Source organism: Saccharomonospora sp., assembly GCF_027317685.1.
Lineage (GTDB): Bacteria > Actinomycetota > Actinomycetes > Mycobacteriales > Pseudonocardiaceae > Saccharomonospora.
In genome coordinates this window covers 11,700-36,980 of sequence record NZ_DAHVQP010000114.1, presented here as the reverse complement: position 1 = coordinate 36,980, position 25,281 = coordinate 11,700, and the positions used below count along the sequence as shown (strand labels likewise).

General features: G+C 68.0%; 25 protein-coding genes and 1 pseudogene. 12 read left to right on the top strand and 14 right to left on the bottom strand.

Annotated features, from left to right (window positions below):
* Positions 1 to 51 precede the first annotated feature (51 nt).
* Together M7H19_RS13255 and M7H19_RS13250 are read right to left on the bottom strand one after the other, a co-directional pair.
* Positions 52 to 780 carry a DUF2537 domain-containing protein gene (locus M7H19_RS13255; protein ID WP_298181140.1) on the bottom strand — a complete coding sequence of 243 codons (729 nt, stop codon included), beginning with the start codon at positions 778 to 780 and terminating at the stop codon, positions 52 to 54.
* Between the two features lie 19 nt (positions 781 to 799).
* On the bottom strand, positions 800 to 1,603 hold the full coding sequence (locus M7H19_RS13250) for an RNA methyltransferase (protein ID WP_298181138.1): 804 nt from the start codon (positions 1,601 to 1,603) through the stop codon (positions 800 to 802).
* Between the two features lie 227 nt (positions 1,604 to 1,830).
* Here M7H19_RS13250 and M7H19_RS13245 point away from each other — a divergent pair, with 227 nt between their 5' ends.
* Both M7H19_RS13245 and M7H19_RS13240 read left to right on the top strand, forming a co-directional pair.
* Positions 1,831 to 3,327, top strand: a complete 1,497-nt coding sequence (locus tag M7H19_RS13245) for a glutamate-cysteine ligase family protein (protein ID WP_298181136.1) — start codon at positions 1,831 to 1,833, stop codon at positions 3,325 to 3,327.
* Between the two features lie 187 nt (positions 3,328 to 3,514).
* Positions 3,515 to 4,138, top strand: coding sequence for a superoxide dismutase (locus tag M7H19_RS13240; protein ID WP_298181134.1), 624 nt, complete (start codon positions 3,515 to 3,517; stop codon positions 4,136 to 4,138).
* A 147-nt stretch (positions 4,139 to 4,285) separates the two neighbouring features.
* On the opposite strand, the gene M7H19_RS13235 is transcribed toward M7H19_RS13240, so the two are convergent.
* The gene (locus M7H19_RS13235) at positions 4,286 to 5,623 is read right to left on the bottom strand and encodes an MFS transporter (RefSeq protein ID WP_298181133.1); all 1,338 of its coding nucleotides are present in this window, start codon (positions 5,621 to 5,623) and stop codon (positions 4,286 to 4,288) included.
* Between the two features lie 32 nt (positions 5,624 to 5,655).
* Positions 5,656 to 6,090 carry a MarR family transcriptional regulator gene (locus tag M7H19_RS13230; protein WP_298181130.1) on the bottom strand — a complete coding sequence of 145 codons (435 nt, stop codon included), beginning with the start codon at positions 6,088 to 6,090 and terminating at the stop codon, positions 5,656 to 5,658.
* Between the two features lie 239 nt (positions 6,091 to 6,329).
* Here M7H19_RS13230 and M7H19_RS13225 point away from each other — a divergent pair, with 239 nt between their 5' ends.
* Together M7H19_RS13225 and M7H19_RS13220 are read left to right on the top strand one after the other, a co-directional pair.
* On the top strand, positions 6,330 to 6,644 hold the full coding sequence (locus tag M7H19_RS13225) for a hypothetical protein (RefSeq protein WP_298181129.1): 315 nt from the start codon (positions 6,330 to 6,332) through the stop codon (positions 6,642 to 6,644).
* Positions 6,645 to 6,824: 180 nt separating this feature from the next.
* Positions 6,825 to 7,415 (top strand): DUF3558 family protein, encoded by a 591-nt coding sequence (locus M7H19_RS13220; RefSeq protein WP_298181127.1) that lies wholly within the window; start codon positions 6,825 to 6,827, stop codon positions 7,413 to 7,415.
* A gap of 53 nt (positions 7,416 to 7,468) precedes the next feature.
* Here M7H19_RS13220 and M7H19_RS13215 read toward each other — a convergent pair whose 3' ends face one another.
* Positions 7,469 to 8,935 (bottom strand): NCS2 family permease, encoded by a 1,467-nt coding sequence (locus M7H19_RS13215; RefSeq protein WP_298181125.1) that lies wholly within the window; start codon positions 8,933 to 8,935, stop codon positions 7,469 to 7,471.
* A 102-nt stretch (positions 8,936 to 9,037) separates the two neighbouring features.
* Here M7H19_RS13215 and M7H19_RS13210 point away from each other — a divergent pair, with 102 nt between their 5' ends.
* Positions 9,038 to 9,253 carry a DUF2530 domain-containing protein gene (locus M7H19_RS13210; protein ID WP_363321375.1) on the top strand — a complete coding sequence of 72 codons (216 nt, stop codon included), beginning with the start codon at positions 9,038 to 9,040 and terminating at the stop codon, positions 9,251 to 9,253.
* A gap of 38 nt (positions 9,254 to 9,291) precedes the next feature.
* Here the strand turns inward: M7H19_RS13210 and M7H19_RS13205 are convergent, their stop codons facing one another.
* On the bottom strand, positions 9,292 to 12,129 hold the full coding sequence (locus tag M7H19_RS13205) for a molecular chaperone Hsp90 (RefSeq protein WP_298181121.1): 2,838 nt from the start codon (positions 12,127 to 12,129) through the stop codon (positions 9,292 to 9,294).
* Complete coding sequence (locus M7H19_RS13200; protein ID WP_298181120.1) at positions 12,126 to 12,995, bottom strand: DUF3027 domain-containing protein; 870 nt, start codon at positions 12,993 to 12,995, stop codon at positions 12,126 to 12,128. Before M7H19_RS13200 ends, M7H19_RS13205 begins: the two co-directional genes overlap by 4 nt.
* A 55-nt stretch (positions 12,996 to 13,050) precedes the next feature.
* Between M7H19_RS13200 and M7H19_RS13195 the strand changes: the two genes are divergently transcribed.
* Genes M7H19_RS13195 through M7H19_RS13185 form a run of 3 tightly spaced genes read left to right on the top strand, consistent with a single transcriptional unit; the run spans position 13,051 to position 16,235 of the window.
* Complete coding sequence (locus M7H19_RS13195; RefSeq protein ID WP_298181119.1) at positions 13,051 to 13,884, top strand: glutaminyl-peptide cyclotransferase; 834 nt, start codon at positions 13,051 to 13,053, stop codon at positions 13,882 to 13,884.
* A 40-nt stretch (positions 13,885 to 13,924) separates the two neighbouring features.
* Positions 13,925 to 15,691, top strand: coding sequence for an MFS transporter (locus M7H19_RS13190; RefSeq protein ID WP_298181117.1), 1,767 nt, complete (start codon positions 13,925 to 13,927; stop codon positions 15,689 to 15,691).
* Between the two features lie 10 nt (positions 15,692 to 15,701).
* Positions 15,702 to 16,235 (top strand): DUF2771 family protein, encoded by a 534-nt coding sequence (locus M7H19_RS13185; RefSeq protein ID WP_298181116.1) that lies wholly within the window; start codon positions 15,702 to 15,704, stop codon positions 16,233 to 16,235.
* Positions 16,236 to 16,311: 76 nt separating this feature from the next.
* Here the strand turns inward: M7H19_RS13185 and M7H19_RS13180 are convergent, their stop codons facing one another.
* Positions 16,312 to 16,698, bottom strand: coding sequence for a cold-shock protein (locus tag M7H19_RS13180; protein ID WP_298181114.1), 387 nt, complete (start codon positions 16,696 to 16,698; stop codon positions 16,312 to 16,314).
* A gap of 226 nt (positions 16,699 to 16,924) precedes the next feature.
* Between M7H19_RS13180 and M7H19_RS13175 the strand changes: the two genes are divergently transcribed.
* The gene (locus M7H19_RS13175) at positions 16,925 to 17,158 is read left to right on the top strand and encodes a hypothetical protein (RefSeq protein WP_298181112.1); all 234 of its coding nucleotides are present in this window, start codon (positions 16,925 to 16,927) and stop codon (positions 17,156 to 17,158) included.
* On the opposite strand, the gene M7H19_RS13170 is transcribed toward M7H19_RS13175, so the two are convergent.
* The gene (locus M7H19_RS13170; RefSeq protein WP_298181111.1) at positions 17,097 to 17,774 is read right to left on the bottom strand and encodes an HAD family hydrolase; all 678 of its coding nucleotides are present in this window, start codon (positions 17,772 to 17,774) and stop codon (positions 17,097 to 17,099) included. The two genes, M7H19_RS13175 and M7H19_RS13170, sit on opposite strands and share 62 nt — an antisense overlap.
* An 82-nt stretch (positions 17,775 to 17,856) precedes the next feature.
* On the opposite strand from M7H19_RS13170, the gene M7H19_RS13165 reads away from it, so the two are divergent.
* Together M7H19_RS13165 and M7H19_RS13160 are read left to right on the top strand one after the other, a co-directional pair.
* Positions 17,857 to 18,510 carry a TetR/AcrR family transcriptional regulator gene (locus M7H19_RS13165; protein ID WP_298181109.1) on the top strand — a complete coding sequence of 218 codons (654 nt, stop codon included), beginning with the start codon at positions 17,857 to 17,859 and terminating at the stop codon, positions 18,508 to 18,510.
* A gap of 16 nt (positions 18,511 to 18,526) precedes the next feature.
* Positions 18,527 to 19,495, top strand: a complete 969-nt coding sequence (locus M7H19_RS13160) for a R2-like ligand-binding oxidase (protein ID WP_298181108.1) — start codon at positions 18,527 to 18,529, stop codon at positions 19,493 to 19,495.
* 55 nt (positions 19,496 to 19,550) lie between these two features.
* Here the strand turns inward: M7H19_RS13160 and M7H19_RS13155 are convergent, their stop codons facing one another.
* On the bottom strand, positions 19,551 to 21,185 hold the full coding sequence (locus tag M7H19_RS13155; RefSeq protein ID WP_298181106.1) for an AMP-binding protein: 1,635 nt from the start codon (positions 21,183 to 21,185) through the stop codon (positions 19,551 to 19,553).
* 115 nt (positions 21,186 to 21,300) lie between these two features.
* Between M7H19_RS13155 and M7H19_RS13150 the strand changes: the two genes are divergently transcribed.
* Positions 21,301 to 21,672 carry a YccF domain-containing protein gene (locus M7H19_RS13150; RefSeq protein WP_298181104.1) on the top strand — a complete coding sequence of 124 codons (372 nt, stop codon included), beginning with the start codon at positions 21,301 to 21,303 and terminating at the stop codon, positions 21,670 to 21,672.
* A 40-nt stretch (positions 21,673 to 21,712) separates the two neighbouring features.
* Here M7H19_RS13150 and M7H19_RS13145 read toward each other — a convergent pair.
* The 4 genes and pseudogenes from M7H19_RS13145 to M7H19_RS13130 form a co-directional block, all read right to left on the bottom strand.
* Positions 21,713 to 22,535: pseudogene (locus tag M7H19_RS13145) on the bottom strand (metallophosphoesterase).
* A 37-nt stretch (positions 22,536 to 22,572) separates the two neighbouring features.
* Positions 22,573 to 23,367: an HAD-IIA family hydrolase gene (locus M7H19_RS13140; RefSeq protein WP_298181102.1), complete on the bottom strand. Its 795-nt coding sequence runs from the start codon at positions 23,365 to 23,367 to the stop codon at positions 22,573 to 22,575.
* Positions 23,368 to 23,378: 11 nt separating this feature from the next.
* A complete protein-coding gene (locus M7H19_RS13135) occupies positions 23,379 to 24,485 on the bottom strand; it encodes an ATP-binding cassette domain-containing protein (RefSeq protein WP_298181100.1) in 1,107 nt (368 codons plus the stop codon).
* Complete coding sequence (locus M7H19_RS13130; RefSeq protein ID WP_298181237.1) at positions 24,482 to 25,258, bottom strand: ABC transporter permease; 777 nt, start codon at positions 25,256 to 25,258, stop codon at positions 24,482 to 24,484. The genes M7H19_RS13135 and M7H19_RS13130 overlap by 4 nt, the downstream gene beginning before the upstream one ends.
* Positions 25,259 to 25,281: the final 23 nt, after the last annotated feature.

The window sequence follows — 25,281 nt, the reverse complement described above, 5'->3', positions numbered from 1 at the left end:
TACCCGCAACACGTCGGTGACGGTCCGCGTTCGATCGGGCCAAGTCGGGCGTCAGGAGAATGCGACGAACAGCACACCGACCCATGACAACGCCATGCCCACCACGGCCCCGAGCACCACCCAGCGCACCACGGGGACGGTGCGGCCCAGCCACAGCGACGGGGCGAGGCCACCGGTCACCACGGCTGCGGCGAGCACGGCGACCCATCCCATGGTCTCGGAGGCCAGTGACTGCGCCAACGCGAGCATCGCGACGATGACGAACACGGCGACGAACCCGGCGGCGGTGAGGCCGGTCCCCCACGGCGGAGCCGGACCGGCCGAACGGGCGACCGGGTGGTGTCGCGACGGCCCGGGCGGTGGGGCGGCCCGGCGGAGGCCGGGTGAAGGGGGGTGGACGACGGCCGTCTCATCGGTCATGGGGTCGCGGTAACGCACGGGTTCCCCCAACACCGTCGCCACTCTGGACACGAGCTGTCTGCCACGCCGGGACACGACTTCGCGACCCGCATCGCCTCCGGTACGCACCAACGCCGCGCACACCCGCGCCCACTCGTCGAGGGCCTCGGCGAGCTCGGCGCCCACCAGGTCGTCCAGGTCGCCGCCCTCGGCCACGGCGGTGTCGCTCCGGGCATCGTTCCGGCGACGGACGGTGTCGGCCTCGGCGGACACGCCCGCCGTCCCGCCCCGGGTCTCCCGGCCGCCCTCGCCGCGTCGCCGCACCATGACCGCACGGTCGTCGCGCAGCAGCAGCTCGGCCTTGTCTGTCACACCGCTCACCCACGCTCCTCGCGCAACCTCACCTCGTCAGCTCGTAGAACGCCACGGCGGCCGCCGTGGCGACGTTGAGCGAGTCCACGCCCGACGCCATCGGGATGCGCACCTCGCTGTCGGCGGCGTCGAGGGCGGCCTGGGACAAGCCGTGCCCCTCCGAACCGAACAGCAACGCGATCCTGCAGTGGCCCGCCTCACGCACGTCGCGCAACGTTACCGCCTCGGCGCGAGGTGTGAAGGCGGCGACGTGGAATCCGTGCTTTCGTAGCTCGTCGAGCGCGTGCGGCCACTGTTCGGCGACCGTGAAGGGCATCCGCAGCACGTGCCCCATCGACACCCGCACACTCCGGCGATACAGCGGATCGGCACACCCTGCGCCCAGAAGCACCCCGTCCACTCCGAGCGCGGCGGCGTTGCGGAACATCGCGCCCAGGTTCTCGTGGTCGTTGACGCCCTCCACCACGGCAAGCACCCGCGCATCGACGACCACCTCGTCCAACGTCGGTCTCGGCGCCCGGTCGGCCACGGCGAGCACTCCTCGATTGAGGTGGAAACCCACGACCTCGGTCATGACCCGGTCCGAGGTGACATACGCGGGCATGTCCAGTGTGGCCAGGTCGTCGACGAGCTCGCCGATGCGCTTCGGCACACCCAGCAACGCGCGGACGGGATACGGCGAGCTCAACAGGCGCCGCACGACCACCGTGCCCTCCGCGATCACGAGGCCGCGCCCACCGGGCCGGTCCGGCCTTCGATCGGCAACGGTGAGATCACGGAAGTCGTCCAGGCGCGGATCGGCCGCGTCGTCGATGTCGATCAGCAAGGCCACGCACGGGAGTGTCGCACTCCTCCATCCCACCGGGTATCGGTGCTCCGAACGCTGGGTAACCCGGTCGTACGAACGGCCCTTCGGATGCACTGCGTTATCCCCGAGTGACGGAGTGCACCGGTTTGGCCGCTAGTCGAGGTCACCCGGGTGTGTCACCGTTGCCGCCGGCAGGGGTCAACGCCGAGGCGTCCGGGAGCCGAGGCCGAGCACGAAAAGGAACGAACCCCATGGGTAAGGACGTGTCACCGAACGCCTTCACCCCGAGGGACAGGGGGCGGTACCGCCACAAGGTACAACGCTGTCTGGACACTCTGGCGCGAATGCTCTCGGACGGCAGCTTCACGTTCCCACGCAAACACATCGGCCTGGAAGTCGAGCTGAACCTCGTCGACGAGATCATGCGCCCGTCGATGGCCAACACCGCGGTGTTGGCCTCGCTCGACGACACGTCGTTCACCACGGAACTGTCGCAACACAACATCGAGCTCAACGTGCCACCGTGCCCGTTGGACGGCACCTCAGCGTTGCGCCTGGAGGCGGTGCTGGACGACTACCTCCACAAGGCGCACACCAGAGCCGATGCCGTCGGCTCGCTCATCGCGATGATCGGCGTGCTGCCGACTCTGCGCTCCGAGCACTTCGACCAGAAGTGGATCTCCCACAGCACCCGGTACTCGTTGCTCAACGACGAGATCCTCGCCTCGCGGGGCGAGCAGCCGTTGTTGTCGCTGGAGGGCATCGGCCTGCCGGGCCGGGACCCCGAGCGGTTACGCGTGCTCGCGCAGTCGATCCTGCCGGAGGCGGCGTGCACGTCGGTGCAATTGCATCTGCAGGTGGCGCCGGAGGAGTTCGCGGCGCACTGGAACGCCGCACAGTGCCTGGCGGGCGTGCAGGTGGCACTCGGCGCGAACTCACCGTTCCTGCTCGGCAAAGCGTTGTGGCACGAGACCCGCATCCCGTTGTTCCTGCAAGCCACGGACACCCGGCCGGAGGAGCTGAAGAACCAGGGAGTGCGGCCGAGAGTGTGGTTCGGCGAGCGATGGATCACATCGATCTTCGACCTGTTCGAGGAGAACGTCCGGTACTTCCCCGGACTGCTGCCCGAGACCGACGACGAGGATCCGATGGAGGCGCTGGAGTCGAACCGGGCGCCGAAGCTGACCGAACTGCGACTGCACAACGGCACCATCTGGCGGTGGAACCGCCCGGTGTACGACGTGGTGGACGGAAAACCGCACCTGCGCGTGGAAAACCGTGTGCTCCCGGCGGGTCCGACCGTGTTGGACATGATGGCCAACGCCACCTTCTTCTACGGCGCACAGCGAGCGCTGGCGGAGCAGGAACGGCCCGTGTGGACTCGGATGTCGTTCCAGGCGGCCGAGGAGAACCTCTACGCCGGCGCGCGCAACGGTTTCGACGCGCAGCTGTACTGGCCCGGTATCGGGTGGATTCCGCCCGACGAGTTGGCGCTGCGGGTGTTGTTGCCGCTGGCTCGGCAGGGACTGCGGGACTCGGGTGTGTCCGACACGGTCGCCGACCGGTACCTGGGCGTGATCGAGCAGCGGTGTCTGCGGCGGCGCACCGGCAGCATGTGGCAGCGCGACACCGTGCTTCGGGCCGAGGAACGCGGCATGGACAGGGACTCCGCGCTCGCCACCATGCTCGCGCGGTATCTGGAGCTGTCGCGCTCAGGCGAGCCCGTGCATTCCTGGCCGCTGGATTGACGCACTACCACGCCGTGCCCGCGCCCACACAGCGCACGAGTGTGTCTGCCGTAACAACACCTTGACCTCGACCTAACTCCACTTTGCAAGGTCAACTTGGTCACGCCCCGGTTAGCCTGAGCCCATAGTGGCTACTAGGTTTGGCAGCATCGGCAAGGCTTGGTCCGCAACACAAGAAGGAGGGCTCATGCCCACGTACGAGCTTCCCGACCTCGACTATGACTACGGTGCCCTCGAGCCGCACATCTCCGGCGAGATCAACGAGCTGCACCACAGCAAGCACCACCAGACCTATGTCAACGGTGCCAACCAGACGCTGGAGAAGCTGGCCGCCGCGCGGGAAGCGAACGACTTTGGTTCGATCGTCGGCCTGGAGACCACCCTGGCGTTCAACCTCGCGGGCCACGCGAACCACGTCGTATGGTGGAAGATCCTGTCGCCGAACGGTGGCGACAAGCCGACCGGCGAGCTGGCCGCCGCGATCGACGAAGCGTTCGGCTCGTTCGACAAGTTCAAGGCCCAGTTCACCGCAGTCTGCACCACCATCCAGGGCAACGGCTGGGGTGCGCTGTCGTGGGACCCGATCGGCAAGACGCTGATCACGCAGCAGCTGCGTGACCACCACAACAACATGGTGCTTCCCACCGTTCCGATCCTGCTGGTGGACGTCTGGGAACACGCGTTCTACCTGCAGTACAAGAACGTGAAGCCGGACTACATCAACGCCCTGTGGAACGTGTTCGACTGGGCGGAGATCGGTCGGCGCTTCGAGGACGCCAAGGCCGGACGCAACGGTCTGCTGCTGCCCTGACGGTTCTCGCTCCCACCACGGGACCGGTGTGAGACCGGCATGAGAAAGGCCCCGCTTTCGAGGGCGTATCGAAAGCGGGGCCTTTTTCGTTTCCCGAATTGACTGCCGCTCCCACCACGAAGCGACTGAGTTAAGGTTAGCCTAACCTCACTCCTCGGACAAGGGGCTCGGTCGCATGTTTCGCTGCTGCACCCGATAGGCCACATACCCGCAGATCAGGGCCGCGACGAGCGCAACGGCGCCCCCGATGTAGAACGGGGAACGCCCACCGAAGGTGTCGGCCATCCACCCCGTCATCGGACCACCGACGGGGTTGCCGCCCATCAGGACCAGCACGTACAGCCCCATCACGCGGCCTCGCATCTGCGGACTCACCGTCGTCTGCACGAGCGCATTGGCCGTGTTGAGGAACGTGATCGTGGCGAAGCCCAGCGGTATGAGAGCCACTCCGAACAGCGCGTACGTGGGCATGAAGGCGCCGACGAACTCGATCAGCCCCAGAGCCACCGCCGACACCAGCAACACACGCAGACTCGGCCCGCCCCGACTCCCCCGCCGCGCGGAGAGCAACGCGCCGGTGAAGGTCCCCACGGCGAGCATCGTCGAGAGCATCCCGTAGCCGTCGGCCTCGGTGCCGAAGACGTTGGCCGCCACGATGGCGAGCGAGGTGAAGAACGTGATGCCGAACGTGCTGACGAAGAACACGAGCACCATCACGGTCACCAGATCGGGCCTGCTGCGCACGTAACGCAGCCCCTCCCGCAACTGCCCCTTGGCACGGTCGACGGCGGGCGACCGGAACAGCTCGGACGACCTCATCGACGCGAGACCGGCGATGACGGCCACGGTGCTCACGGCGTTGGCGATGAACAACCAACCCATGCCCACGAGCACGATCGCGAACCCGGCGATGGCGGGACCCACGATCCGGGCCAGGTTGAAGATCGACGAGTTCAACGCGACCGCGTTGGCGGTCTGGTCGCGGCCCACCATCTCGGCCACGAACGCCTGCCGTGTCGGCACCTCCAGCGCGGACAGAGTGCCGAGCACGAAACACAGCAGGTAGACCTGCCACAGTTGCGCCGCGCCGTTCAACACCAGGCCGCCGAGCACGAGGGCCTGCAACGCCATGCCGGACTGGATCGCCATGAGCAGCTTGCGCTTGTCGACACGGTCGGCGAGCACCCCGGCCCACAGCGACAGCAACAGGGTCGGCAGGAACTGCAACGCGACGGCGATGCCGAGGGCCACCGGATTGTAGCCGCTGAGATCGAACACCAGCCAGTCCTGGGCGATGCGTTGCATCCAGGTGCCGATGTTGGAGATGATCTGGCCACTGAAGAAGAGGCGATAGTTGCGGACCCGGAGAGAGGCGAACATCCCGCGCGAGCGTTCGGGCGCGGAGCGTGATCGTGGCGGGCCGGCTTTGTCTGGGACTACGGGTAGTTCGGGTGAGGTATTCGCTGCGCTAGCCGTGCTAGTCACGCGGTGGTGTCGCCTCCCGTCATGGATGTCGTCTAACTGTGTCTGGCCATGCGTTCGATGATTTCCGCCGCCTCGGAGAGCACGTGACGCTCCCTCTCGGTCAGCTCGGCCAACCGCTGATCCAGCCACACTTCCCGGCGGGAGATCGTGGCCCGCACGTAGTCCTGCCCTTCCTTGGTCAGGGCGACGATCGCCTGTCTCCCGTCAGTGGGATGGGGGCTGCGCTCGACGTAGGCGATGCCCTCCAGCGCCGAGATGACTCGCGTCATCGACGGTGGCTGCACTCCCTCTCGGGCGGCCAACTGCCCGGGTGTCATAGGACCGCATTTGTATAGCGAGGACAAAGCCGAGATCTGAGTCAGTGAGACGTCGTCACTGGCTCGTTGCGCTCGCAGCCTGCGGTTCAGCCGAACGACCGCCAACCGAAGACGGCTGGCCAGCGATCGTTCATCAGCGGTTTCCGACACATCCTTAGCATACCTCACGATTACTCTTTCCTACGCTCTCAGCGATGAGACGGCCGTCATGATCGCAGGCAGGAGGGCTCCCCGGCGGCTACATCCGCCGCGCCGCCGTTCCCACGTCCGCGGTGATCGACGAGACGGGTGTCATACGTCCGATCCCACACCGAGGAGCCCAAAGCCTGTCTACACTTCGGATCCGAACGGTCTCGCACGGTGGACAACGACACGGATGGGGGCAAGCCGTGACCGAATTGAAGGACCTGGACCTCAGCGGCGGCGGTGCTACGGGGAAGCCGGGCGGGGCCTCCGGCTCGATATGGGACGGGCTGTTCGGAGCGAACGGTTCGTTGGGCACCGGCTCGATGGAGCAGGCCAAGAAGTCGGCGGGCGCACTGGTCGAGTCGGCCAAGAACGGCGGATTCACGGTCACCAAGGAGAGCGCGGAGCACCTACTCAAGGCGCTGCGAAACAGTTTGAAGGACATCGAGGAAGCAGAGGCCACGCTCCGGAACTTCGAGCAGGAACAAAACTCGGAGACCATGACTACGGTCAGCTAGCTCGTAGCCCAGTACCAATACGACGCCGCCAACGGGCCGGGCTCTGCGAAGAAATCGATCGAAGAACTGAGGATAGTACTGCAGCTGAGCATCGAAGCTCTCTTACGCGCCTCCGATCAGTACGAGGAACATGAAGCCGAAGTACAGGACGCGTTGCGGCGCATGGCACAGGATTGATCGATGCGAACAAGAGAGCGAACGTTACGACCGTGCCTCGCACTCACAGCAGCGGGCCTCCTGCTGAGTCTCGCCGCCTGCTCAGGTGAGACCACAGGACAACCGCACGCACAGACAAACGCTCCGACTTCCGGTGTTGAGGCGGCACCGCCCAGCACGAACGAGGCCGGAGACGCCCTGAGCCTCTCTATCGCCCCCTGCAGCCTGCTCTCCACAGACGATCTCGCGGAGCTCGGAACCTTCGAGGACGGCAAGCGGGTGAAGATGCCGGACTCACGGACCTGTCGTTGGCAGTTACCACCGACCATGGAGAACAACTACGAGGGAATCGTCGTCGACCTCGATGTCCGAGATCAGCAGAGCGTGGAGTCGATGAACCCGGCCGGAGGCGGAGAAGTAACGACGGCCGAGGTCAACGCACGCCCCACTGCGGTAGCACCGGACCCCTCGGGAACGAACTGCACGATAGGCATGAAGGTCGACGACAGCTCACGGATCGACGTCGGCATCGTGGGGCCGGACGGCCTCACCTGCGACATCGCCAGCACCATCGCCTACCTCGTCGAGCCGCGCCTGCCTGAGTTGCCGTCCTGACCCGCCGGGTGTGCTCGGCACCTGCCCATGCCGACGTCGAGCACACCCGAGGATCAACCCAGCACCTGTTGGATCGGCTCGATCGCGAAGTACACCACGAACGACAGCGACACGATCCACATCAGCGGGTGCACCTGTCGCGCCTTGCCGGTGACGGCCTGGATGAGCACGTAGGTGACGAAGCCCGCGCCGATGCCGTTGGCGATCGAATACGTGAACGGCATGACGACGATGGTCAAAAACGCGGGCAGCGCCACCGCGAAGTCCTTGAAGTCGATCTCGGTGATCTGCCGCACCATCATCGCGCCCACGACGACCAACGCGGGTGCCGCCGCCTCGATCGGCACCACCTGGTACAGCGGGGTGAAGAACATGGCCGCGATGAACAGCAACCCGGTGACGACGTTGGCCAGGCCGGTGCGCGCGCCTTCCCCGATGCCCGCGGCCGATTCCACGAACACCGTGTTGGAGCTCGACGAGGCCACACCACCGGCGACGGCACCCACCGAGTCGACGAACAGGCCCTTGCCGACGTTGGGCAGACGCCCCTCCTTGTCCGCCAGCTTGGCCTCCTGGCCGAGGCCGGTCATGGTGCCGATGGTGTCGAAGAAGTCGGTGAGCACGAGGGTGAACACCAAAAGCGCCGCCGTCAGCGCCGGGATCTGCACCCACGCGTCGAAGTTGAAAGCGCCCACCAAAGACAGATCGGGCAGACTGAAGACCGAGTCGGGCAAGGCCGGGTAACCGAGGTTCCAGCCCTTGGGGTCGACCCCGAGGGACGGCCCCACCTTGACGATGGCCTCGACGATGATCGACAGCGCCGTGCCGAACAGGATGCCGAGCAGGATCGCGCCCTTGACGTTCCTGGCCACGAGGATGCCCATGACCACGAGCGTCACCACGAACACCATCGTGGGCCACGAGGCGATCGACCCGTCGATGCCCAACTGAACGGGCACCGTCGTGCCCGCCGCGTCCGGGACACGCCGCACGAACCCGGCGTCGACCAGCCCCACGATGGCGATGAACAACCCGATGCCCACGGCGATGCTCGCCTTGAGTGGCTGCGGCACCGCGTTGAACACCATCGTGCGCACCCCGGTGACCACCAGCAGCAGCACCACGATGCCGTTGACCACCACGAGCCCCATGGCCGCGGGCCAGGTCATCTGCGGGGCGATCGACACCGCGACGAGGGTGTTGATCCCCAGACCGGCCGCGATCGCGAACGGGAAGTTCGCGACAACACCCATCAGGATGGTCATCACACCCGCGACCAGGGCGGTGACGGCCGTGACCTGGTCGACGGGCAGGATCGCCCCGGTCATGTCCTTGGCCGCGCTCGGGTCATCCGCGGAGTAGCTACCGAGGATGAGCGGATTGAGCACGATGATGTAGGCCATGGTCACGAACGTGACCAGGCCACCGCGCATTTCGCGGCCGACGGTCGAACCTCGCTCACTGATCCGGAAGAATCGATCGAGCCGCGACCGCTGTTCTCGCGCGGTCACATCTGACATCGCTCACCTGCCTTGTTCATTCGCGGCAGCGGTAGCCTGTCCCACGTGGACGAACCGAACAACCCACCGGAGATCGCAGGACGGCTTCGTCCTACTCCTGAACTGCCGACATCTGTGGTCAGCCTTTGGATTCCCGTGACCGGAGGCACTGCGGCCTGGCTGATCGCCTTCGTCGTGCTGTTGGTCACCGGCGTCCACGGCGTGTGGCTGTGGACGACTCTCGCGGGGGTCGGGCTCGGCCTTGTGGGCATGGCAATCATGGTGTGGCAGCGAGCCGCGTCCCGCAGAGGGTCGCGTTTTGCACAACGAAACCTTTAACACACTCACTGAATGTGAGTACACGTGGACCATTCGCATCAACCCAGCGCAACGCGGGGATCCGGGTCGTCGAGCAACCGCTCGACGAACACCCGATCGGCCCACCGGTCCGCGGCCCACGCGAAGGCGCGGGCGAGGCCGTCCGGGGAATCGGCGGCATGCAGGTCACCGTCGTTCCACCACGGCACGGCGACGTCCGCCACGCTCAGTTCCTCGTGAATCACGACACCGCCGTCCGGCACGGTGACGCCCAACAGGTCGGCGACCTCCACGATCGCGGGTAGGTCGGTCCACGCGACGAACTCGCCCTCGTCGTCGACCGTCGCGGTGGTCTCGTCCGTGGCCAACGGCAGGTCGAGCACATCGGCGAGCGCGGGCGCGTCGGCGAAATCCACGGCGGCGACGAGCCGGTCGAGCGGCCACAGCGCGAGTAACCACGGCGCGTCGAGCACCACAGCGTCGAAGGCGTCGCACACCGTGCCGGCGAGGGTGCGCACCCGCTCCGGTGGCTCCACGTCGTCGGGCACCAGGCGGGACAGGGCGCTGTGGGCGCGCAACACGAGCCCGGGTGGCACGGTCCGGTTCTCGTCGCCGAGCCGCGCGCACACCAGCTCGGCGTCGTCGGCGTCGCCGACGGTGAGCTCGGAACGCACCCCGATCAGTGCCAGCAGCTCGTCGCTCAGACCCGCATCGGGCACGGGGTCGAACAGGCCGGCCAGCTCACCGGCGGAAGGCAGTCGCCACTGCCTCGGCGGCCTGCCCGCCAACAGGGCGTTGACGGCCAACCAGTCCCGCACCCGGCCGTCCGGCGCGGTGAGCGCACGCCACGTGTCGGGCTCGGCGGACAACAGGCGCACGGCGCGGGGCCACGCGTCGTCCGCCACGAGGTCGAGGTCCGGGATGGACGGTTCGGCGCTGTCCGGGTCGGCCGGGTCGAGTTCGTCGTCACCGAGGACGACGAAGCCGTCCCGCACCCCGACCGCCACGAGTGTCTCCCGGTCCCACCGGTCCGCGACCTCGGCCGACAGCACGTCGAGAGGCGCGTCGTCGCCGACGGCATCGGGGTGCAGCACGTCGAGGATCGCGGCGTCGGGCAGGACCGACTCGTCCGCGCGGCGCCAGCCCGACTCCGTGGGCAACGCCAACGCGCCGAGTTCGGCGTCCCGCACGGTCCCCACCACCGACACCCACGACAGCACGGCGTCGATCAGCGGCTCGACGTCCAGTCCGGCGAGGGCGTTGTCGACGCTCCGTCCGACGGCGTCGACCACGGCGGGTGCGCGCAACAGCTCGGCGGGCCCCGCGCTCGTCGCTCCGAGCCGTTGGAGCAACGGGTGCCCGGCGTCGGGATGCACCACGTGCAGCCCCGGCACGTCGAGGGCGGCGACGTCACCCGCAACGTCGTCGGCCAGCAACACCCCGCGCGCACCCGGCACGGTGCGGCCGTCGGCGAGCGGGACCGGCACCGCACCCAGTTCGTCGAGGTCCACCTCGGCGCGTTCCACGGCCGCGAGCAACTCGGCGTAGACCGCCCGCCACCACGACGCGGCGCGGTCGATGCCGGTCAGGCTCTCCACCAGCTCGGCGACACCGAGCGGCCGCGCCTGCACGGCTCCCGCGGTCCGCGCGGCCTCACGACCGCACAGCGGCGCGGCCACCAGTTCGGGCACCACGTCGGCCACCAACTCGACCAGCCGGGGTGAGTCCACATCGAGCACTCGCGCACCGCGGCCCGGCAACTCGCCCGACACAGCCGACGGCAACCACGCGTCGTCGGCCAGCCGCGCGGTGACGAGGTCGCGAAGAAGCCCGTCGACGTCCGAGAGCGGGAACCCGGGCCGCGGCACGAGAGCGAGCCGGTAGCGGGCGGGCAGCCGCCGCACGAGCCCGGGATAGGCCTCGGCCGCGTCCTGAAGAGCCCGCACCACGTCCGGTGAATCGGCCGAGGCCAACACCCGACGTCGCGAGGGCTCCGTCGGCACCGACGTGCTCAACAACCGCGCGGGCAGCGACAACCGCTCGTCGGTGGGAGTCGGCGCGTGCAGCACGTCGGCACCGAGCGGCTGGGGAACGCCCTCGTCGGTGACCGGTATCGCCCACACGCACCCTTCGCCGTGGTGGGTGAGCCAGCGGGTCCACCCGTCGTCGGGTGCGGTGAGCACCACCTCGTCGCCGTCCGTCCGCCGGGCCCAACAACGACCCTCGACCTCCACCTCGACCAGCCACGGCAGCACCAGCAGCACATCGGCCACCTCGGCCTCGATCCGCTCCAGCACCTCACGCGGATCCACCCGCAACGGCAGGCGCACCTCGGTATCGAAGCCGTCCGGCACCGGCGGCTCGTCGTCGGGCAGCGGCCACGGCAACCGCAGGACGGGGACCTCGTCCGCCTCCCACACCCGCCGAGTGCGGGTCGCGGAGAACGCCACCCCACCGGTTCGGGAGACCACACGAGGCTCGCTGGTCAAGGACAGTACGGCGGCGAACCCGACTCCGAATCTGCCCACGAGGTCCCGCGAGTCGGTGGCTTCCTCCCCGCTCCCCGCGCCGGCTCCGCCCGGTCCGCCGTCCTTACCCGACGCCCGCAGTGACGCGAGCGCCTCCACACCACGCTGGTCGAGTGGCGCTCCCGTGTTGGCCACGCGCAGCTCACCGTCGACCACGCGAACACGCATCCGGCCCGGCTCGCCCGCGAGTGCCGCGGCGTCCGCCGCGTTCTGTGCGAGCTCGACGAACACGCGGTCTCGGTAGGCGCCGAGCAACAGGTCACGCTCGGCTCGGGTGTCCTCGGTGAACCGGGTCGGCGAGTCCCACCAGGACCGCAGCACCGCCTGTCTGAGTTCGTCGGTCGACAGCGACGTTCCGGGCCCGGTCACACCGTCGAATCCGGCTCGGACGGCTGGGACGGCTGAGACGAGGACTGCGGGCCCTGTTCAGCACCCTTCTCGGTGCCCTTCTCAGCGGCCTCCTCGGCCGTTCCGCTGTCGACGATCTCCATGTCCAACAGCGAGTCGTCGTACACCAGCTCGGCCACCGGCACCGACGAGCTCGTCTCGAGCTGCGCCTCGGAATGGGCACCGCAGCCGAACTCGGCGTGGACCACGTGCCCGTCCGCCGGGGAGATCTCGTTGGCGCACACCCCGAACGCCGACCGCAGTGACCCGGCCAGCTGGAGGTAGAAACCGCAGGTGCCGCACGTGGCGGGCGCGCTGCGGGCCATGTCGGATCGGGGACCGTACTCGCTGCGGTACCAGCGGGTGGCCGCCTCCTGTCGCCCGTACCGCGACATCACCCGCACCCGGCCGAGCCCGATCTCCTTGACCGCGTCCTCGGCCTCGGGGTCGTCGAGCGTCGCATACGCCGGGGCGAGCCGCGGGTCGTCCGGGTGTGTCGGGAAGATGTCGCCGACACCCAGGTCGCCGGGGCGAACCCTGCGTTCCCACGGCACCCACCTCGGCGCGACGATCGCGTCCGGCCCCGGGGTGAGCACCACCTCGCTGATCGTGACGGGGGCGTCCTCGTCGGCCGTGGCCACCGTGACCGACCAACGCCAACCCCGGTAGCCGGGGAGTGTGGAGTCGAACAGGTGCGTCACCGACACGGCGTCCTCGTGCACCGCGCCCACGTAGTCGCCGACGTTCTCGTCGCCGCCGTCCTGTACCGCTGCCTCGCGCGCCGGCTCGACCGCATCGAGCAGCTTCCTGCGGATCGTGCCGTCGTCGTGCGTCAGCAGCAGGCTCATGCCACCAATTGTGCAGCACTCAACGACTACTCCGGAGGGGCGGGTTCATGCCAAGGTGGGAACCGTGCGTCGAGTGCTCAACCGAACGATCCGCGCCGGAACGGCCGCACTCACCGTGACGACGGTAGTGGCGGCATGTGGACAGGCCCCGGAGTCGAACTCCGGTGGGAGCACCGGCGGCGTTCCTCAGCCGGAAGAGTTGCGTGTCGAAGTCGTCGACGTGCTCCCCCACGACCCGGAGGCATTCACCCAAGGCCTCGAAGTGGTCGACGACACCCTCTACGAAGGGACCGGGCTTGTCGGCGAGTCGACGCTGCGCGCGGGACCGCTCGGTGGCGAGCCCACCACCGTCGTGTCCCTGCCCGAGCCACTGTTCGGCGAAGGCATCACCGTGGTCGACGACCGGATCTGGCAACTCACGTGGCGCGACGGCGTCGCCATCGAACGCGACCGCGCCACGTTGGACGAGCTCCGCCGAGTCGACTACGAGGGCGAGGGCTGGGGACTGTGCCACCAGCACGACCACGACCGGCTCGTGATGAGTGACGGCACGGCCACGCTGACGTTCCGCGACCCCGACGACTTCTCCGTCGTCAACACCGTGGAGGTCACCGACACCGACGGCCCGGTCACCGACCTCAACGAGCTGGAATGTGTCGGCGAAGACGTCTACGCCAACGTGTGGCACACCGACGACATCCTGCGTATCGATCCGGACAGCGGCTTCGTCACCGCACGTATCGACGCGTCCGGGTTGCTCACCCCTCAGGAAGCGGCCGACGCCGACGTGCTCAACGGCATCGCCGCACTCGACGAACCGGATCACTTCCTGGTCGCCGGCAAGCTGTGGCCGAAGATGTTCACGGTGCGGTTCGTCCCGACGAGCTGAACAACCGGACAGATCCACGTGGATACGGCAGGATTGGCTCATGCGTTCCGGTCGCAGGGGTAGGCGGAAGTGGACGCCCGACGAAAGGGCGGGCCGACCGTCGGACCACAACCCCCCGGGCACGCGGCGGTCCACACCCGAGACCACGGCCTACTCGGCCGACACGGTTCCCACGGCCGACGACGCGCCGACGGGCGCGGTCCCGATGCAGCCACCACCCCCGCCCCGGGGTGCCAGACCCTATCCGCGCGAGACCACCCGAACGCACCGAACGACGCGGACACCGCCACCCCGACGGTCCCGTCCCGGCGCCGCGTCCCCTCCGCCCAGCTACGAGCACTACGACACCGCCGGCTACGCCCCCGGACAGACGCCCGAGTCGTTCGAATCCGAACCGACCACGACCCGCCACGGCTTCGAAGCCGCCGACCAGCGGCGCCTGCCGAAGAAACTCACGGTCACCCGGGTGGCGGCACTGCGCAGCCGCGAACTCAGCGGACAGGCCGTCGCCGCGTTCCGCCGCGCCACCACCGCCGACGGCGCCGACAAGTCCGGCCTCACCTCGCTGACGTATGCGGTGATGCTGAACTACGCCAGCGACGCCGCGATGGCCGTCGCGCTGGCCAACACCCTGTTCTTCGCCGCCAGCAGCGGTGAGAGCCGAGGCAAGGTGGCGCTCTACCTGCTCATCACCATCGCGCCGTTCGCCCTGGTGGCGCCGGTGATCGGCCCGGCTCTCGACAGGATCCAACGAGGGCGCAGGCTGGCGATGTGCGTGTCGTCGGCGGGTCAGGCGCTGATGTGCGTGCTCATGGCACTCAACTTCGACAGCTGGGTGCTCTACCCCGCCGCGCTCGGCAAGATGGTGCTGTCGAAGTCGTTCATGGTGCTCAAAGCCGCCGTCACCCCCAGGGTGCTCCCACCCGAGATCACCCTGTCGAAGACCAACGCCCGACTCGCCGTGTTCGGGCTCGCCGCCGGCGGCGTGTTCGGTGCGGTCGCCAGCGGGTTGAACTGGGCGTTCGGCTCGTCGGGCGCACTGTGGTTCACCGCACTCATCTGCGTCGTCGGCGCTGTGCAGGCCATGCGTATCCCGTCGTGGGTGGAGGTCACCGAGGGCGAGGTGCCCGCCTCGCTGACGGCCAACCTGCCCAAGAAGAAGGCGACCCGCGCGCCAATGGCCCGGCACGTCGTGGTTGCACTGTGGGGCAACGGCTCCATCCGCGTGCTGACCGGGTTCCTCATGATGTTCGCCGCGTTCGCAGTGAAGGCCGAGACCGAGAACAGCGGTCAGAGCGCGTTCGTGCAGTTGTTGCTGCTCGGCGTCATCGGTGCCGCCGCCGGTGTCGGAGGGTTCCTCGGCAACGCGCTCGGGTCTCGCATGCAGTTCGGCAAACCCGACCAGGTCGTCCTCACGTGCCTGGCGAGCGTCCTCGCCTCCACCATCATCGCCGCCATCGCGTCGGGCCTGGCCACCGCCGCACTCGTCGGACTCGTCGGCTCCACCGCGAGCGCGCTGGCGAAGAACAGCCTCGACGCCGTCATCCAGCAGGACATGCCGGAGGAATCGCGGGCGTCGGCGTTCGGCCGTTCCGAGACGGTGCTGCAACTGGCCTGGGTCTTCGGTGGCGCGGTCGGGTTGCTGCTGCCGCCCACCTACTGGATCGGGTTCCTCGTGGTGTCCGTGCTCCTGGCGCTGGGCCTCGCACAGACATGGGTGGTACGCAGCGGTTCCTCCCTGCTCCCGTCGCTGCGGCGCAGGCCGTCCCCCGGACCCGATCCACAGCCGAGCCGGGTCGACTCGTAGTCTCGCCGTCATGCGACGTTCAGTAGTGGCATTGGTCGCCGCGGGGGCGGCCGTCCTGGCAGGGTGTTCGGCTCCACCGCCACCCGAGGTGACGTTCTACACCGATGGTGAGAGCGTCAGAGCCGCCCCCATGAACTACTGCGACGCCCTGCTCACCCACTGCGAGATCACCGACGGTGAACCCGCCGTGCTCGACGCACGCCCCGGCCAGCCGGTCCAGATCTCGGTGCCCTCCGAGATCGCCGAGTCCCCGTGGCTGGTCATCGTGCAGTCCTACGACCCCGAGGGCAATCTGCTCCCGATGAGCCAGGAGGTGTTCACCGACGGCACCCAACTCGCTCACACGGTGATCCCCGAGTCGGCGGAGCACCAGGTCCTCGTGGTGGAGGTGCAGCAGCTCGGCGCCGCCTACGCGGTGAACGAGCGGGACGAACCGATCCTCGACGAGAACGGCCAGCCACAGCTCGTGGTGCGCGGCGTGTGGTCGCTGCAGATCGCCCCTCAGGAGCAGAGGTCCCCGCTGGAACAGCAATCCGCCGACTGACCACGGCGGCGCCCGAACCCGCGGACACGGCTACGCAGACTGCGGACACGGCTACGTAACCTGCGGACACGCGGGCTTACGGGTCGAGGTCGCGCGCCACCGCGCGCATGACCTCGGCGATGCGCTTGGTGTTCTTGCGTTCGGGATAACGACCCTTGCGCAGATTGGGCTGGACCCTCATCTCCAACAACTTGATCATGTCTTCGATGAGGCCGTGCAGCTCCTCGGCGGGACGTCGTCGCGCCTCGGCCACCGAGGGCGGTGGGTCGAGCAATCTGACGGACAGAGCCTGTGGTCCGCGCCTACCCTCGGCGATGCCGAACTCCAGTCGCTGACCGGCCTTGAGCGTCTCGACGCCCTGCGGCAGCGCGGACTTCCGAACATAGACGTCCCTGCCTCCGTCCTCTGTGACGAAGCCGAACCCCTTGTCCGCGTCGTACCACTTGACCTTGCCGGTCGGCACTGCCCCTCACCGTTCCTTCGCTCTTCCGCAACGGACCACGCCGTCACGCGGCCCCGCACGACGAACGCGCCCTAGGCGTACCCAGGACGCGCCCCACATCTAGCCTATCTCGCCACACGTGCCACGGCGAAGGTGATTGCCCGCCCCGAGAGCCCGCCGAGAGCCCGCTCTCCCCGTCACCCGCTGCGAGGAGAAGGGTCCGACCGCAGCCTCTAAGATGTTCGACATGGAAACCGCTGTCCACAAGAAGAAGTCGGCCGCTGAGCGAAAGCCCTGGCTGATGCGGGTCGGCATCGGGTTGTTCACGGCGGGCATGGTCGCTGTGGTCGTGGTGTTCCTGCTCTTCGCCGCGGGCTACTCGGAACTGCCGGTGTGGTTGTCCGCGTTCGCCGGCGTGATCACTCCACTCGGCTTGGGGCTGGGCTTGCTCGCCCTGATCCGGGAGCACCGTCAGGCGTGACGTCGGCGCGTGGGCCGTGCTGGGCGAGCCACGCGGGGAACTCCACAAGCGACTCCAGCACCACGTGCGCGCCCGCGTCGAGCAGTTCACTCCTGTCACACGGCCCGGTGGTGACACCCACCGCGACCGCGTTCGCCGCCAGCGCCCCCTTGATGTCACCCACATGGTCGCCAACGAACACGTGGGCGCTGTACTCGGTCAAGGCCGCGGCTTTCCCGGTCGACCACAGCTCGCCCACGAGCGTGTCGACCGTCCAACCGAGCGCCTGCAGGTGAAGTTCGGCGTTGCGGGCGTATTTGCCGGTGACGACGAGGGTCCGCCCTCCCGAGCCGCGAACGGCGTCCAGCGCCTCGACCGCACCGGGCAACGCGACGGTGCGTGGGATGACGAGCTCGGGATAGATCTGTCGAAACCGCGCCACGAGCGCGGGGATGCGTTCCTCGGGCGCTCCGAACTCACGGAGCACCTGGTCCAACGGTGGTCCGAGGTGTGCGGCGAAGTGTTCGCCGTCGAACGGCAGACCCGACTCGTCGGCGAGCCTGTTCATGGCCGCGACCATGCCCGGTCGGGGATCGATGAGTGTCATGTCCAGGTCAAAACCCACGCACATACCCACTCGGACCACAGTAGCCGCTTGACACGAAGACCTGACCCGTCCAGCCGATTGACATATCAACCGATCGTGTCAAGATCAATACGTGTCGCGGGTCACTAATTACGCCGAGCGCGCCAAGGCGCACTTACGCGAGGAACTACTCGACGCCGCCGCCGAACTGCTGATCCGCGGCGGCTACGCCGGATTGCGTATGGCCGATGTCGCCTCGGCGGTCGGGGTGAGCAGGCAGACGGTCTACAACGAGTTCGGCGGCAAGTCGGCACTGGTGCAAGCGGTGGCACTGCGCACGCTCGCCGAATTCACCGGCGGCATCCAACGACGACTCGACGAGGCCGTCGACGTCCTCGCGGGCATCCGCTCCGCCACCGCTTACACCATCGAGCACGCCAAGGAGAACCGACTGGTCGCCGCGGTCACCGGCGCGGAGGCGGCCGAGGACCTGCTTCCGCTGCTCACCACACGGGGCGAACCGGTCCTGAATGCCGCCACGGACATCGCCGAGGCGTACCTGCGGCAACGTCGACCGGAGCTTTCCGAACCACGGTTGATCGCCGAGACCATGACGCGGTTGACGTTGAGCTATCTCGTCCTGCCCACCCGCACCGCGGCCGAGGCCGCCGACGCCGTGTGCGCCGTGATCGGACCGCTGCTGGAACCCGCCGACCGCACTCGTCGTGCCCCCAGACGTGGCCCCGGATGGGACCACAGAACCGACCACCGTGCCCCAACGATGTGAAGAAGGGACGCCCATCATGACCGACAACGTCGTCGAGCACCGAGATGGCTTTCACTCCCTGCGCCGGGGAGGGCTGAACTGGGAAACGTTGCCGCTACGGCTGTTCGTGAAAGGCAACCGCAAGTTCTGGAACCCGGCCGACATCGACTTCAGTGCCGACGCGCGGGACTGGAAAGCGTTGACCGACGAGGAACGCCGGTCGGCGACCTACCTGTGCGTACAGTTCGTGGCCGGCGAGGAGGCCGTCACCGAGGACATCCAACCGTTCATGAAGGCGATGGCCGCCGAGGGCAGGCTGGGCGACGAGATGTATCTGTCGCAGTTCTGCTTCGAGGAGGCCAAACACACCGAGGTCTTCCGGCGGTGGATGGACGCCGTGGGGCTCACCGACGACCTGCACCCGTTCGTGGCGGAGAACCCTCACTACCGCAAGTTGTTCTACGAGGAGCTGCCCGAATCACTCGGCGTGCTGGCCGAGGACCCCAGTCCCCGCAACCAGGTGCGGGCGAGCGTGACGTACAACCACGTCATCGAGGGTTCGCTGGCGTTGACGGGCTACTACGCGTGGCAGAAGCTGTGCACGAGCCGCGGCATCCTGCCCGGTATGCAGGAACTGGTACGGCGGATCTCGGACGACGAACGCCGACACATGGCCTGGGGCACGTTCACGTGCCGGCGACACGTGGCCGCCGACGACTCCCTGTGGGAGGTCGTGCAGCAGCGTATGGGCGAACTCCTGCCCCACGCCCTCGGCATGATCGAGTGGGTCAACCAGCAGTTCGACGAGCCCCCGTTCGGTATCGACAATTCCGAGTTCGTGCAGTACGCGGCCGATCGCGCCCAACGCAGGCTGAGCGCGATCGAGTCGGCACGCGGGGCGAACGTCGCCGAGATCGACCTCGACCACTCGCCCGAACAGTTGGAGGAGACCTTCGGCCGGGAGGACGAGCAGGCGTTCGCCGAGGCCGCCGGACAAACGTCCTAAAGACAGAGGGTTTCGGTGGCGTCGCTCGTACTCAGGGCGCTGGGCGCGAGCGATGTCACCGAAGTCCGAGCAGTTCCACCGCCTTCTTGCGCATCTCCACCTTGCGGACCTTGCCGGTGACGGTCATCGGGAACTCGTCCACCACGTGCACGTAACGCGGAATCTTGTAATGGGCGAGCTTGCCGGTACAGAACTCTCGTAGGCTCTCGGCCGTCACCGGCTCGGCTCCCTCCCGCATCCGGACCCAGGCCATGAGTTCCTCGCCGTAGCGCTCGTCGGGCACGCCGATCACCTGAGCGTCGAGGATGTCCGGGTGGGTGTAGAGGAACTCCTCGATCTCGCGCGGGTAGATGTTCTCCCCACCTCGGATGACCATGTCCTTGAGACGTCCGGTGATGTTGACGTAGCCCTCTTCGTCCATCACGGCGAGATCGCCGGTGTGCATCCAGCGGGCCGCGTCGATGACCTCGGCGGTCTTGTCGGGCTGTTCCCAGTAGCCGAGCATCACCGAGTATCCGCGCACGCACAACTCACCCGGGGTGCCGCGGGGGACGGTGAGCCCGGTGTCCGGGTCGATGATCTTGGCTTCCAGATGCGGGCCGACCCGGCCGACGGTGGACACGCGCCGTTCCACGGAGTCGTCGACCCTGGTCTGCATCGACACGGGCGAGGTCTCAGTCATGCCGTAACAGATGGACACCTCGGTCATGCCCATGCGGTCGATGACCTGCTTCATCACCTCCACCGGGCACGGTGAACCCGCCATGATGCCGGTGCGCAGGCTGGACAGGTCGTAGGAGTCGAAGTCCGGTTCGGCGAGTTCGGCGATGAACATTGTCGGCACGCCGTACAGCGACGTGCAGCGTTCGGCTTGAACGGCGGCGAGGGTTTTCGCGGGATCGAACGCGGGCGCGGGGATCACCATGCAGGCCCCGTGAGTGGTGGCGGCGAGGTTTCCCATCACCATTCCGAAACAGTGGTAGAAGGGCACCGGGAGGCAGATGCGGTCTTCCTCGGTGTAGTGGCACAGCTCGCCGACGAAGAATCCGTTGTTGAGGATGTTGTGGTGCGACAGCGTCGCGCCTTTGGGAAAGCCGGTCGTGCCCGACGTGTACTGGATGTTGACGGGGTCGTCGGCGCTCAACGCCGCCTGTGCCCGCGACAGCTTCGCCGGATCGGCTTTCCGGCCCGCGTCGAGCAGCTCGACCCAGTCGTCACTGTCGAGGAGCACCACGTCGGTCAAAGCCGAGCACCGGGGCCGCACCTCGCGGATCATGCCCGCGTAGTCGGAGGTCTTGAACTCGCTCGCGGCGACCAGTGTGGAGATTCCGGCCTGGTTGAGGACGTATTCCAGTTCGTGCGCCCGGTACGCCGGGTTGATGTTGACCAGGATCGCGCCGATCTTGGCCGTCGCGTACTGGGTCAGGGTCCATTCCGGGCGGTTCGGTGCCCAGATACCCACGCGGTCGCCTTTCACGACGCCTCTGTCCAGTAGGCCGAGGGCCAGTGCGTCGACGTCGGCGACGAACTCGCGGTAGGTCCAGCGGCGCCCACTCGCGTAGTCGACGAGGGCGTCCCGGTCGGCGAAAGTCCGCGCTGTTCGATCAAGGTTGTCACCGATGGTGTCTCCGAGCAACGGCACCGCCGACGTGCCGGAGGTGTAACTCGGAGCCGTGAGCGCATGCTGCATGGTGCCTCCTCAACGGTGAGCGACAGCAGCACGAGTTTACTGAGGCACGCGTCACAAAAGCCATGATTTTCGGCGAACACGGACGCTCGTCGACCTGGCGCGGGAGAATGGACCGATGCGGGCTCTACTGAACGTGATCTGGCTGGCGCTGTCCGGGATCTGGCTGGCACTCGCCTACACCCTCGCCGGTATCGTCTGCTGCATCCTCATCGTCACGATCCCGTTCGGGCTCGCGTCGTTCCGCATCGCCGCCTACGCGCTGTGGCCGTTCGGCCGGACCGTGACCGATCGCCGGTCCGCCGGTATCCCGTCGTTGTTCGGCAACCTCGTCTGGCTCCTTCTGGCTGGGTGGTGGATCGCGCTCACACACCTCGTCACCGGTGTTCTGCTGTGCCTCACGGTCATCGGCATTCCGCTGGGGATCGGGAACTTCAAGATGATCCCCGTGTCACTGCTGCCGTTGGGCAGGGAGATCGTGCCCGCCTGAGCCGGGAAGAGACAGCACGGTCGGTACCGCGTAGCACCCACTAGAAGGGTTCGATGTCGGTGTCGTCCGGCTCGTACGGCAGCTCGACGACCAGGCAGGGTCCGCCCGCGAACAGTCCCGCGTCGATGCCGAGCACCCGGCCGCCCGCGTAGAGATACGGGGCGTCGAGCTCCGCCGGGTGCACACCCACCTGGTCGGCGATGACACTGTGGCCGTGCACGATGCGCTCACCACCGAGTTGCGACAGCATCTCGTCCGCCGCGTCGACGCCCTCGGAACGCGAACCGTGCCGTCATCCGGCACCACACGTCCCACCACTCGGCGAGGTCGTCACCGGTCAACACACGCCGCACCGCCGAGTTGATCTCCTCGATCGTGTCGCCCCACTCGAGGTACTCCAGCGTGTCCGAATGCACCAGCAGGTGGTCGGCGACCAACTCCATGACCGGCCGCGACGTCAGCCACTCGATGTGTTCGTCGGTGAGCGCGTCCTGATCCGCCAGTTGCCCGCCGTTGACGGCCCAGCTCCGGGCGAAACTGCGGCCTCCACCGCCGGCGGCCTCGGCCGGTACGGGCGTGTCGCCGAAACGGTACATCCCGAGCAGCAGGATCTCGTGGTTGCCGAGCAGGCTCTCGACGGCCCCGCCCACCGACGGTGCCTGTCGTTGCAGCTCCCGCACCAGGTCGATGGCCCCGACTCCGTCGGGTCCCCGGTCCACGAAATCCCCGAGGAACCACAGGTGGGCATCGGCCCCGGTCCAGTTGTCGGCACTGTCGACGAGGTCAGCGTCACGTAACGCGGCGGCCAGTTCGTCTCGGTGGCCGTGAACGTCGCCGACGACGAACGTGGGATGGTCGAGCACGCCCCGACGATAAGCCCTGGTTTTCCAGCCCTCGGGGTCAACCCGCCTGAAACGGGTCGTGGGTGCGTCCGACGAGGTCGGCGATCGAGTCGACGACCAGAGTCGGGCGGAACGGGTAGCGCTCGGCCGACTCGCGGGTGGAGATGCCGCTGAGCACCAGCACGGTCTGCAGACCGGCCTCGATCCCCGAGTGAATGTCGGTGTCCATCCGGTCACCGATCATGATCGTGTGTTCGCTGTGCGCGCCGAGGGACCGTAGGGCCGAACGCATCATCAGCGGGTTCGGCTTGCCGATGTAGTAGGGCGACAAGCCGGTGGCGCGCTCGATGAGTGCCGCGACGGAGCCCGTGGCGGGCAGCACGCCCTCCCGACTCGGTCCCGTCGCGTCGGGGTTGGTGGCGATGAACCTCGCCCCCTGCTCGATCAGCCGGATGGCCCTGGTGATGGCGGTGAAGCTGTAAGTACGGGTCTCCCCCAGCACGACGTAGTCGGGGTCGATGTCGGTGAGCACGTAACCGGCTTCGTGCAGCGCAGTGGTGAGCCCGGCCTCCCCGATCACGAACGCCGAACCGCCCGGTCGCTGGTTGCTCAGAAACCGCGCGGTGGCCAACGCGGACGTCCAGATGGCTTCCTCGGGCACGTCCAACCCCGAACGGGCCAGCCGCGCACGCAGGTCACGGGGCGTGTAGATCGAGTTGTTGGTCAACACGAGAAACCGTGCCCCGTTCGCTTTCAGCTCGGCGAGGAACTCGTCGGCCCCGGGCACAGGGTGCTCCTCGTGCACCAGCACGCCGTCCATGTCGGTGAGGTAGTTCCACTGTTGCTCGGTCATGGTGTTCCAGCCTATGGCCTCCGCGCCGACTCCGGGGCCGGATGAACGGTGACCGCGGCGGCCTTGACGGTGAGCCGGACGGGGGTGCCGAGATCGAACGCGAGATCGGCCACCGCAGCGGGCGTGAGATCGGCGCTGATTCCCTCGCTGGTCCGCAGGCATACTACGGGTCCGTGCGGCTCGACGGCGGTCACGACGGTGTCCACGACGTTGCGCGGAGAGCCGACCACCTGGGTGTCCCCCGGCTGGACGGCCACCGCTCCCGGCTCGAACACGGCCACGGCGGCGGCACCGTCGACGAGGTCGCTCGCGGGCATTCCGTGGAACATCCACCCGTGTTCCGTGCGCACCGCCGCGCCCGTTCCGGTGCGCACGGCCACACCCGTGACGAGATTCAGCCCGGCCAGCCTCGCGGTGAACGCCGTCCTCGGTGCCGCGAGCACCTGCCGAGTCGGCCCGCGTTCGACGATGCGCCCGCCCGCCAGCACCGCGACGTGGTCGGCGAGGGTGAGCGCGTCGAGCGGATCGTGTGTGACGAGCACGGTGGTGATCGCTCTGTCACCGCCGTGTCCGTCCCGGAGTATCCGCCGCAACACACCGCGCACGGCGGGTGCGGCGTCGACGTCGAGCGCGGCGAGTGGTTCGTCGAGCAACAGCAGGTCGGGGTCGCCGGCGAGAGCCCGTGCGAGCGCGACCCGCTGCGCCTGCCCACCGGACAACGCCGCCGGGGCACGGTCGGCGAAGGCCTCCGCCCCGACCTCGGCGAGCCACCGCCGCGCCACCGCACGCGCCCGCGTCTTCGACGCGCCCCGTGAACGGGGCGAGAAGGCCACGTTGTCCAGTACGGACAGGTGGGGGAACAGCAGTGGATTCTGGGCGAGCAACCCGATCCCCCGTGCATGGGGCGGTACCCGGACACCGTCGCCGTCGAGAACCCGGCCGGCCAGGCTCACGCGCGCCCGCTCGGCCCGCACGAGCCCGGCGAGACACGCCAACGCCGTGGACTTACCCGACCCGTTGGGACCGAGCACCGCGAGCACCCCGCCCTCGGCCACGTCCAACGTCACGGACAGCTCGAAAGACTCCCTGCGCAGCGTCAACTCCGCGTGCAGCGTCACGGCCGCGCTCCTTCCAGAGCCTTGGGCCTGGCCACCGCGATGACCACCACGGCCACGACCACCAGCAGCAACGACAACGCCACCGCGCTGTCGACGTCACTTTGGGCGTGGTGATAGACGGCGACGGGCAAAGTCCTGGTGATGCCCTCCAGGCTGCCGGCGAACGTGATGGTGGCGCCGAACTCGCCGAGCGCGCGGGCGAAGCTCAACACGGCCCCCGAGCCCAGCGACGGCAGCAGCAACGGCACGGTGACGCGGCGGAAGACGGTCCACGGGCGAGCTCCCAGCGTGGCCGCGACACGCTCGTAGCGGTCTCCCGATGCGCGCAGCGCGCCTTCCAGGCTCACCACCAGAAACGGCATCGCCACGAACGTCTGCGCGATCACCACGGCAGCGGTGGTGAACGGCACCCGCACCCCGGCCACGACATCGAGCAGGTAGCCGAGGAAACCGTTGCGACCCAACAGGAACAGCAGCGCCAAACCTCCCACCACGGGAGGCAGCACGAGCGGCAGCAGCACCACCGCACGCAACAGCCGCACGACCCGCGCGTTCGACCGGGCCAGCACCACCGCCAACGGCACTCCGAAAACGACACACAGCAGTGTGGAGACGGCGGCCGTGACCAGCGACAACCGCAGCGCGTTCAGCGCGGCGGGCATGCCGAGCAGCGAGGGCAACCGCGTGAGGTCGGTTCGGGCCACGAGTCCCACCACGGGCAGCGCGACCAACGCGAGCGCCACCGCAGCGGGCAGCCACAACACGCGTGGCACCCCTGTCGGGACGTCGAGGGTCC

Excerpts from the sequence above, each read along its gene's own strand:
- M7H19_RS13245 (WP_298181136.1), top strand. The coding sequence starts at position 1,831 with ATGGGTAAGGACGTGTCACCGAACGCCTTCACCCCGAGGGACAGGGGG.
- M7H19_RS13240 (WP_298181134.1), top strand. The coding sequence starts at position 3,515 with ATGCCCACGTACGAGCTTCCCGACCTCGACTATGACTACGGTGCCCTC.
- M7H19_RS13220 (WP_298181127.1), top strand. The coding sequence starts at position 6,825 with ATGCGAACAAGAGAGCGAACGTTACGACCGTGCCTCGCACTCACAGCA.
- M7H19_RS13215 (WP_298181125.1), bottom strand. The coding sequence starts at position 8,935 with ATGTCAGATGTGACCGCGCGAGAACAGCGGTCGCGGCTCGATCGATTC.
- M7H19_RS13200 (WP_298181120.1), bottom strand. The coding sequence starts at position 12,995 with ATGAGCCTGCTGCTGACGCACGACGACGGCACGATCCGCAGGAAGCTG.
- M7H19_RS13190 (WP_298181117.1), top strand. The coding sequence starts at position 13,925 with ATGCGTTCCGGTCGCAGGGGTAGGCGGAAGTGGACGCCCGACGAAAGG.
- M7H19_RS13185 (WP_298181116.1), top strand. The coding sequence starts at position 15,702 with ATGCGACGTTCAGTAGTGGCATTGGTCGCCGCGGGGGCGGCCGTCCTG.
- M7H19_RS13175 (WP_298181112.1), top strand. The coding sequence starts at position 16,925 with ATGGAAACCGCTGTCCACAAGAAGAAGTCGGCCGCTGAGCGAAAGCCC.
- M7H19_RS13160 (WP_298181108.1), top strand. The coding sequence starts at position 18,527 with ATGACCGACAACGTCGTCGAGCACCGAGATGGCTTTCACTCCCTGCGC.
- M7H19_RS13155 (WP_298181106.1), bottom strand. The coding sequence starts at position 21,185 with ATGCAGCATGCGCTCACGGCTCCGAGTTACACCTCCGGCACGTCGGCG.
- M7H19_RS13150 (WP_298181104.1), top strand. The coding sequence starts at position 21,301 with ATGCGGGCTCTACTGAACGTGATCTGGCTGGCGCTGTCCGGGATCTGG.
- M7H19_RS13140 (WP_298181102.1), bottom strand. The coding sequence starts at position 23,367 with ATGACCGAGCAACAGTGGAACTACCTCACCGACATGGACGGCGTGCTG.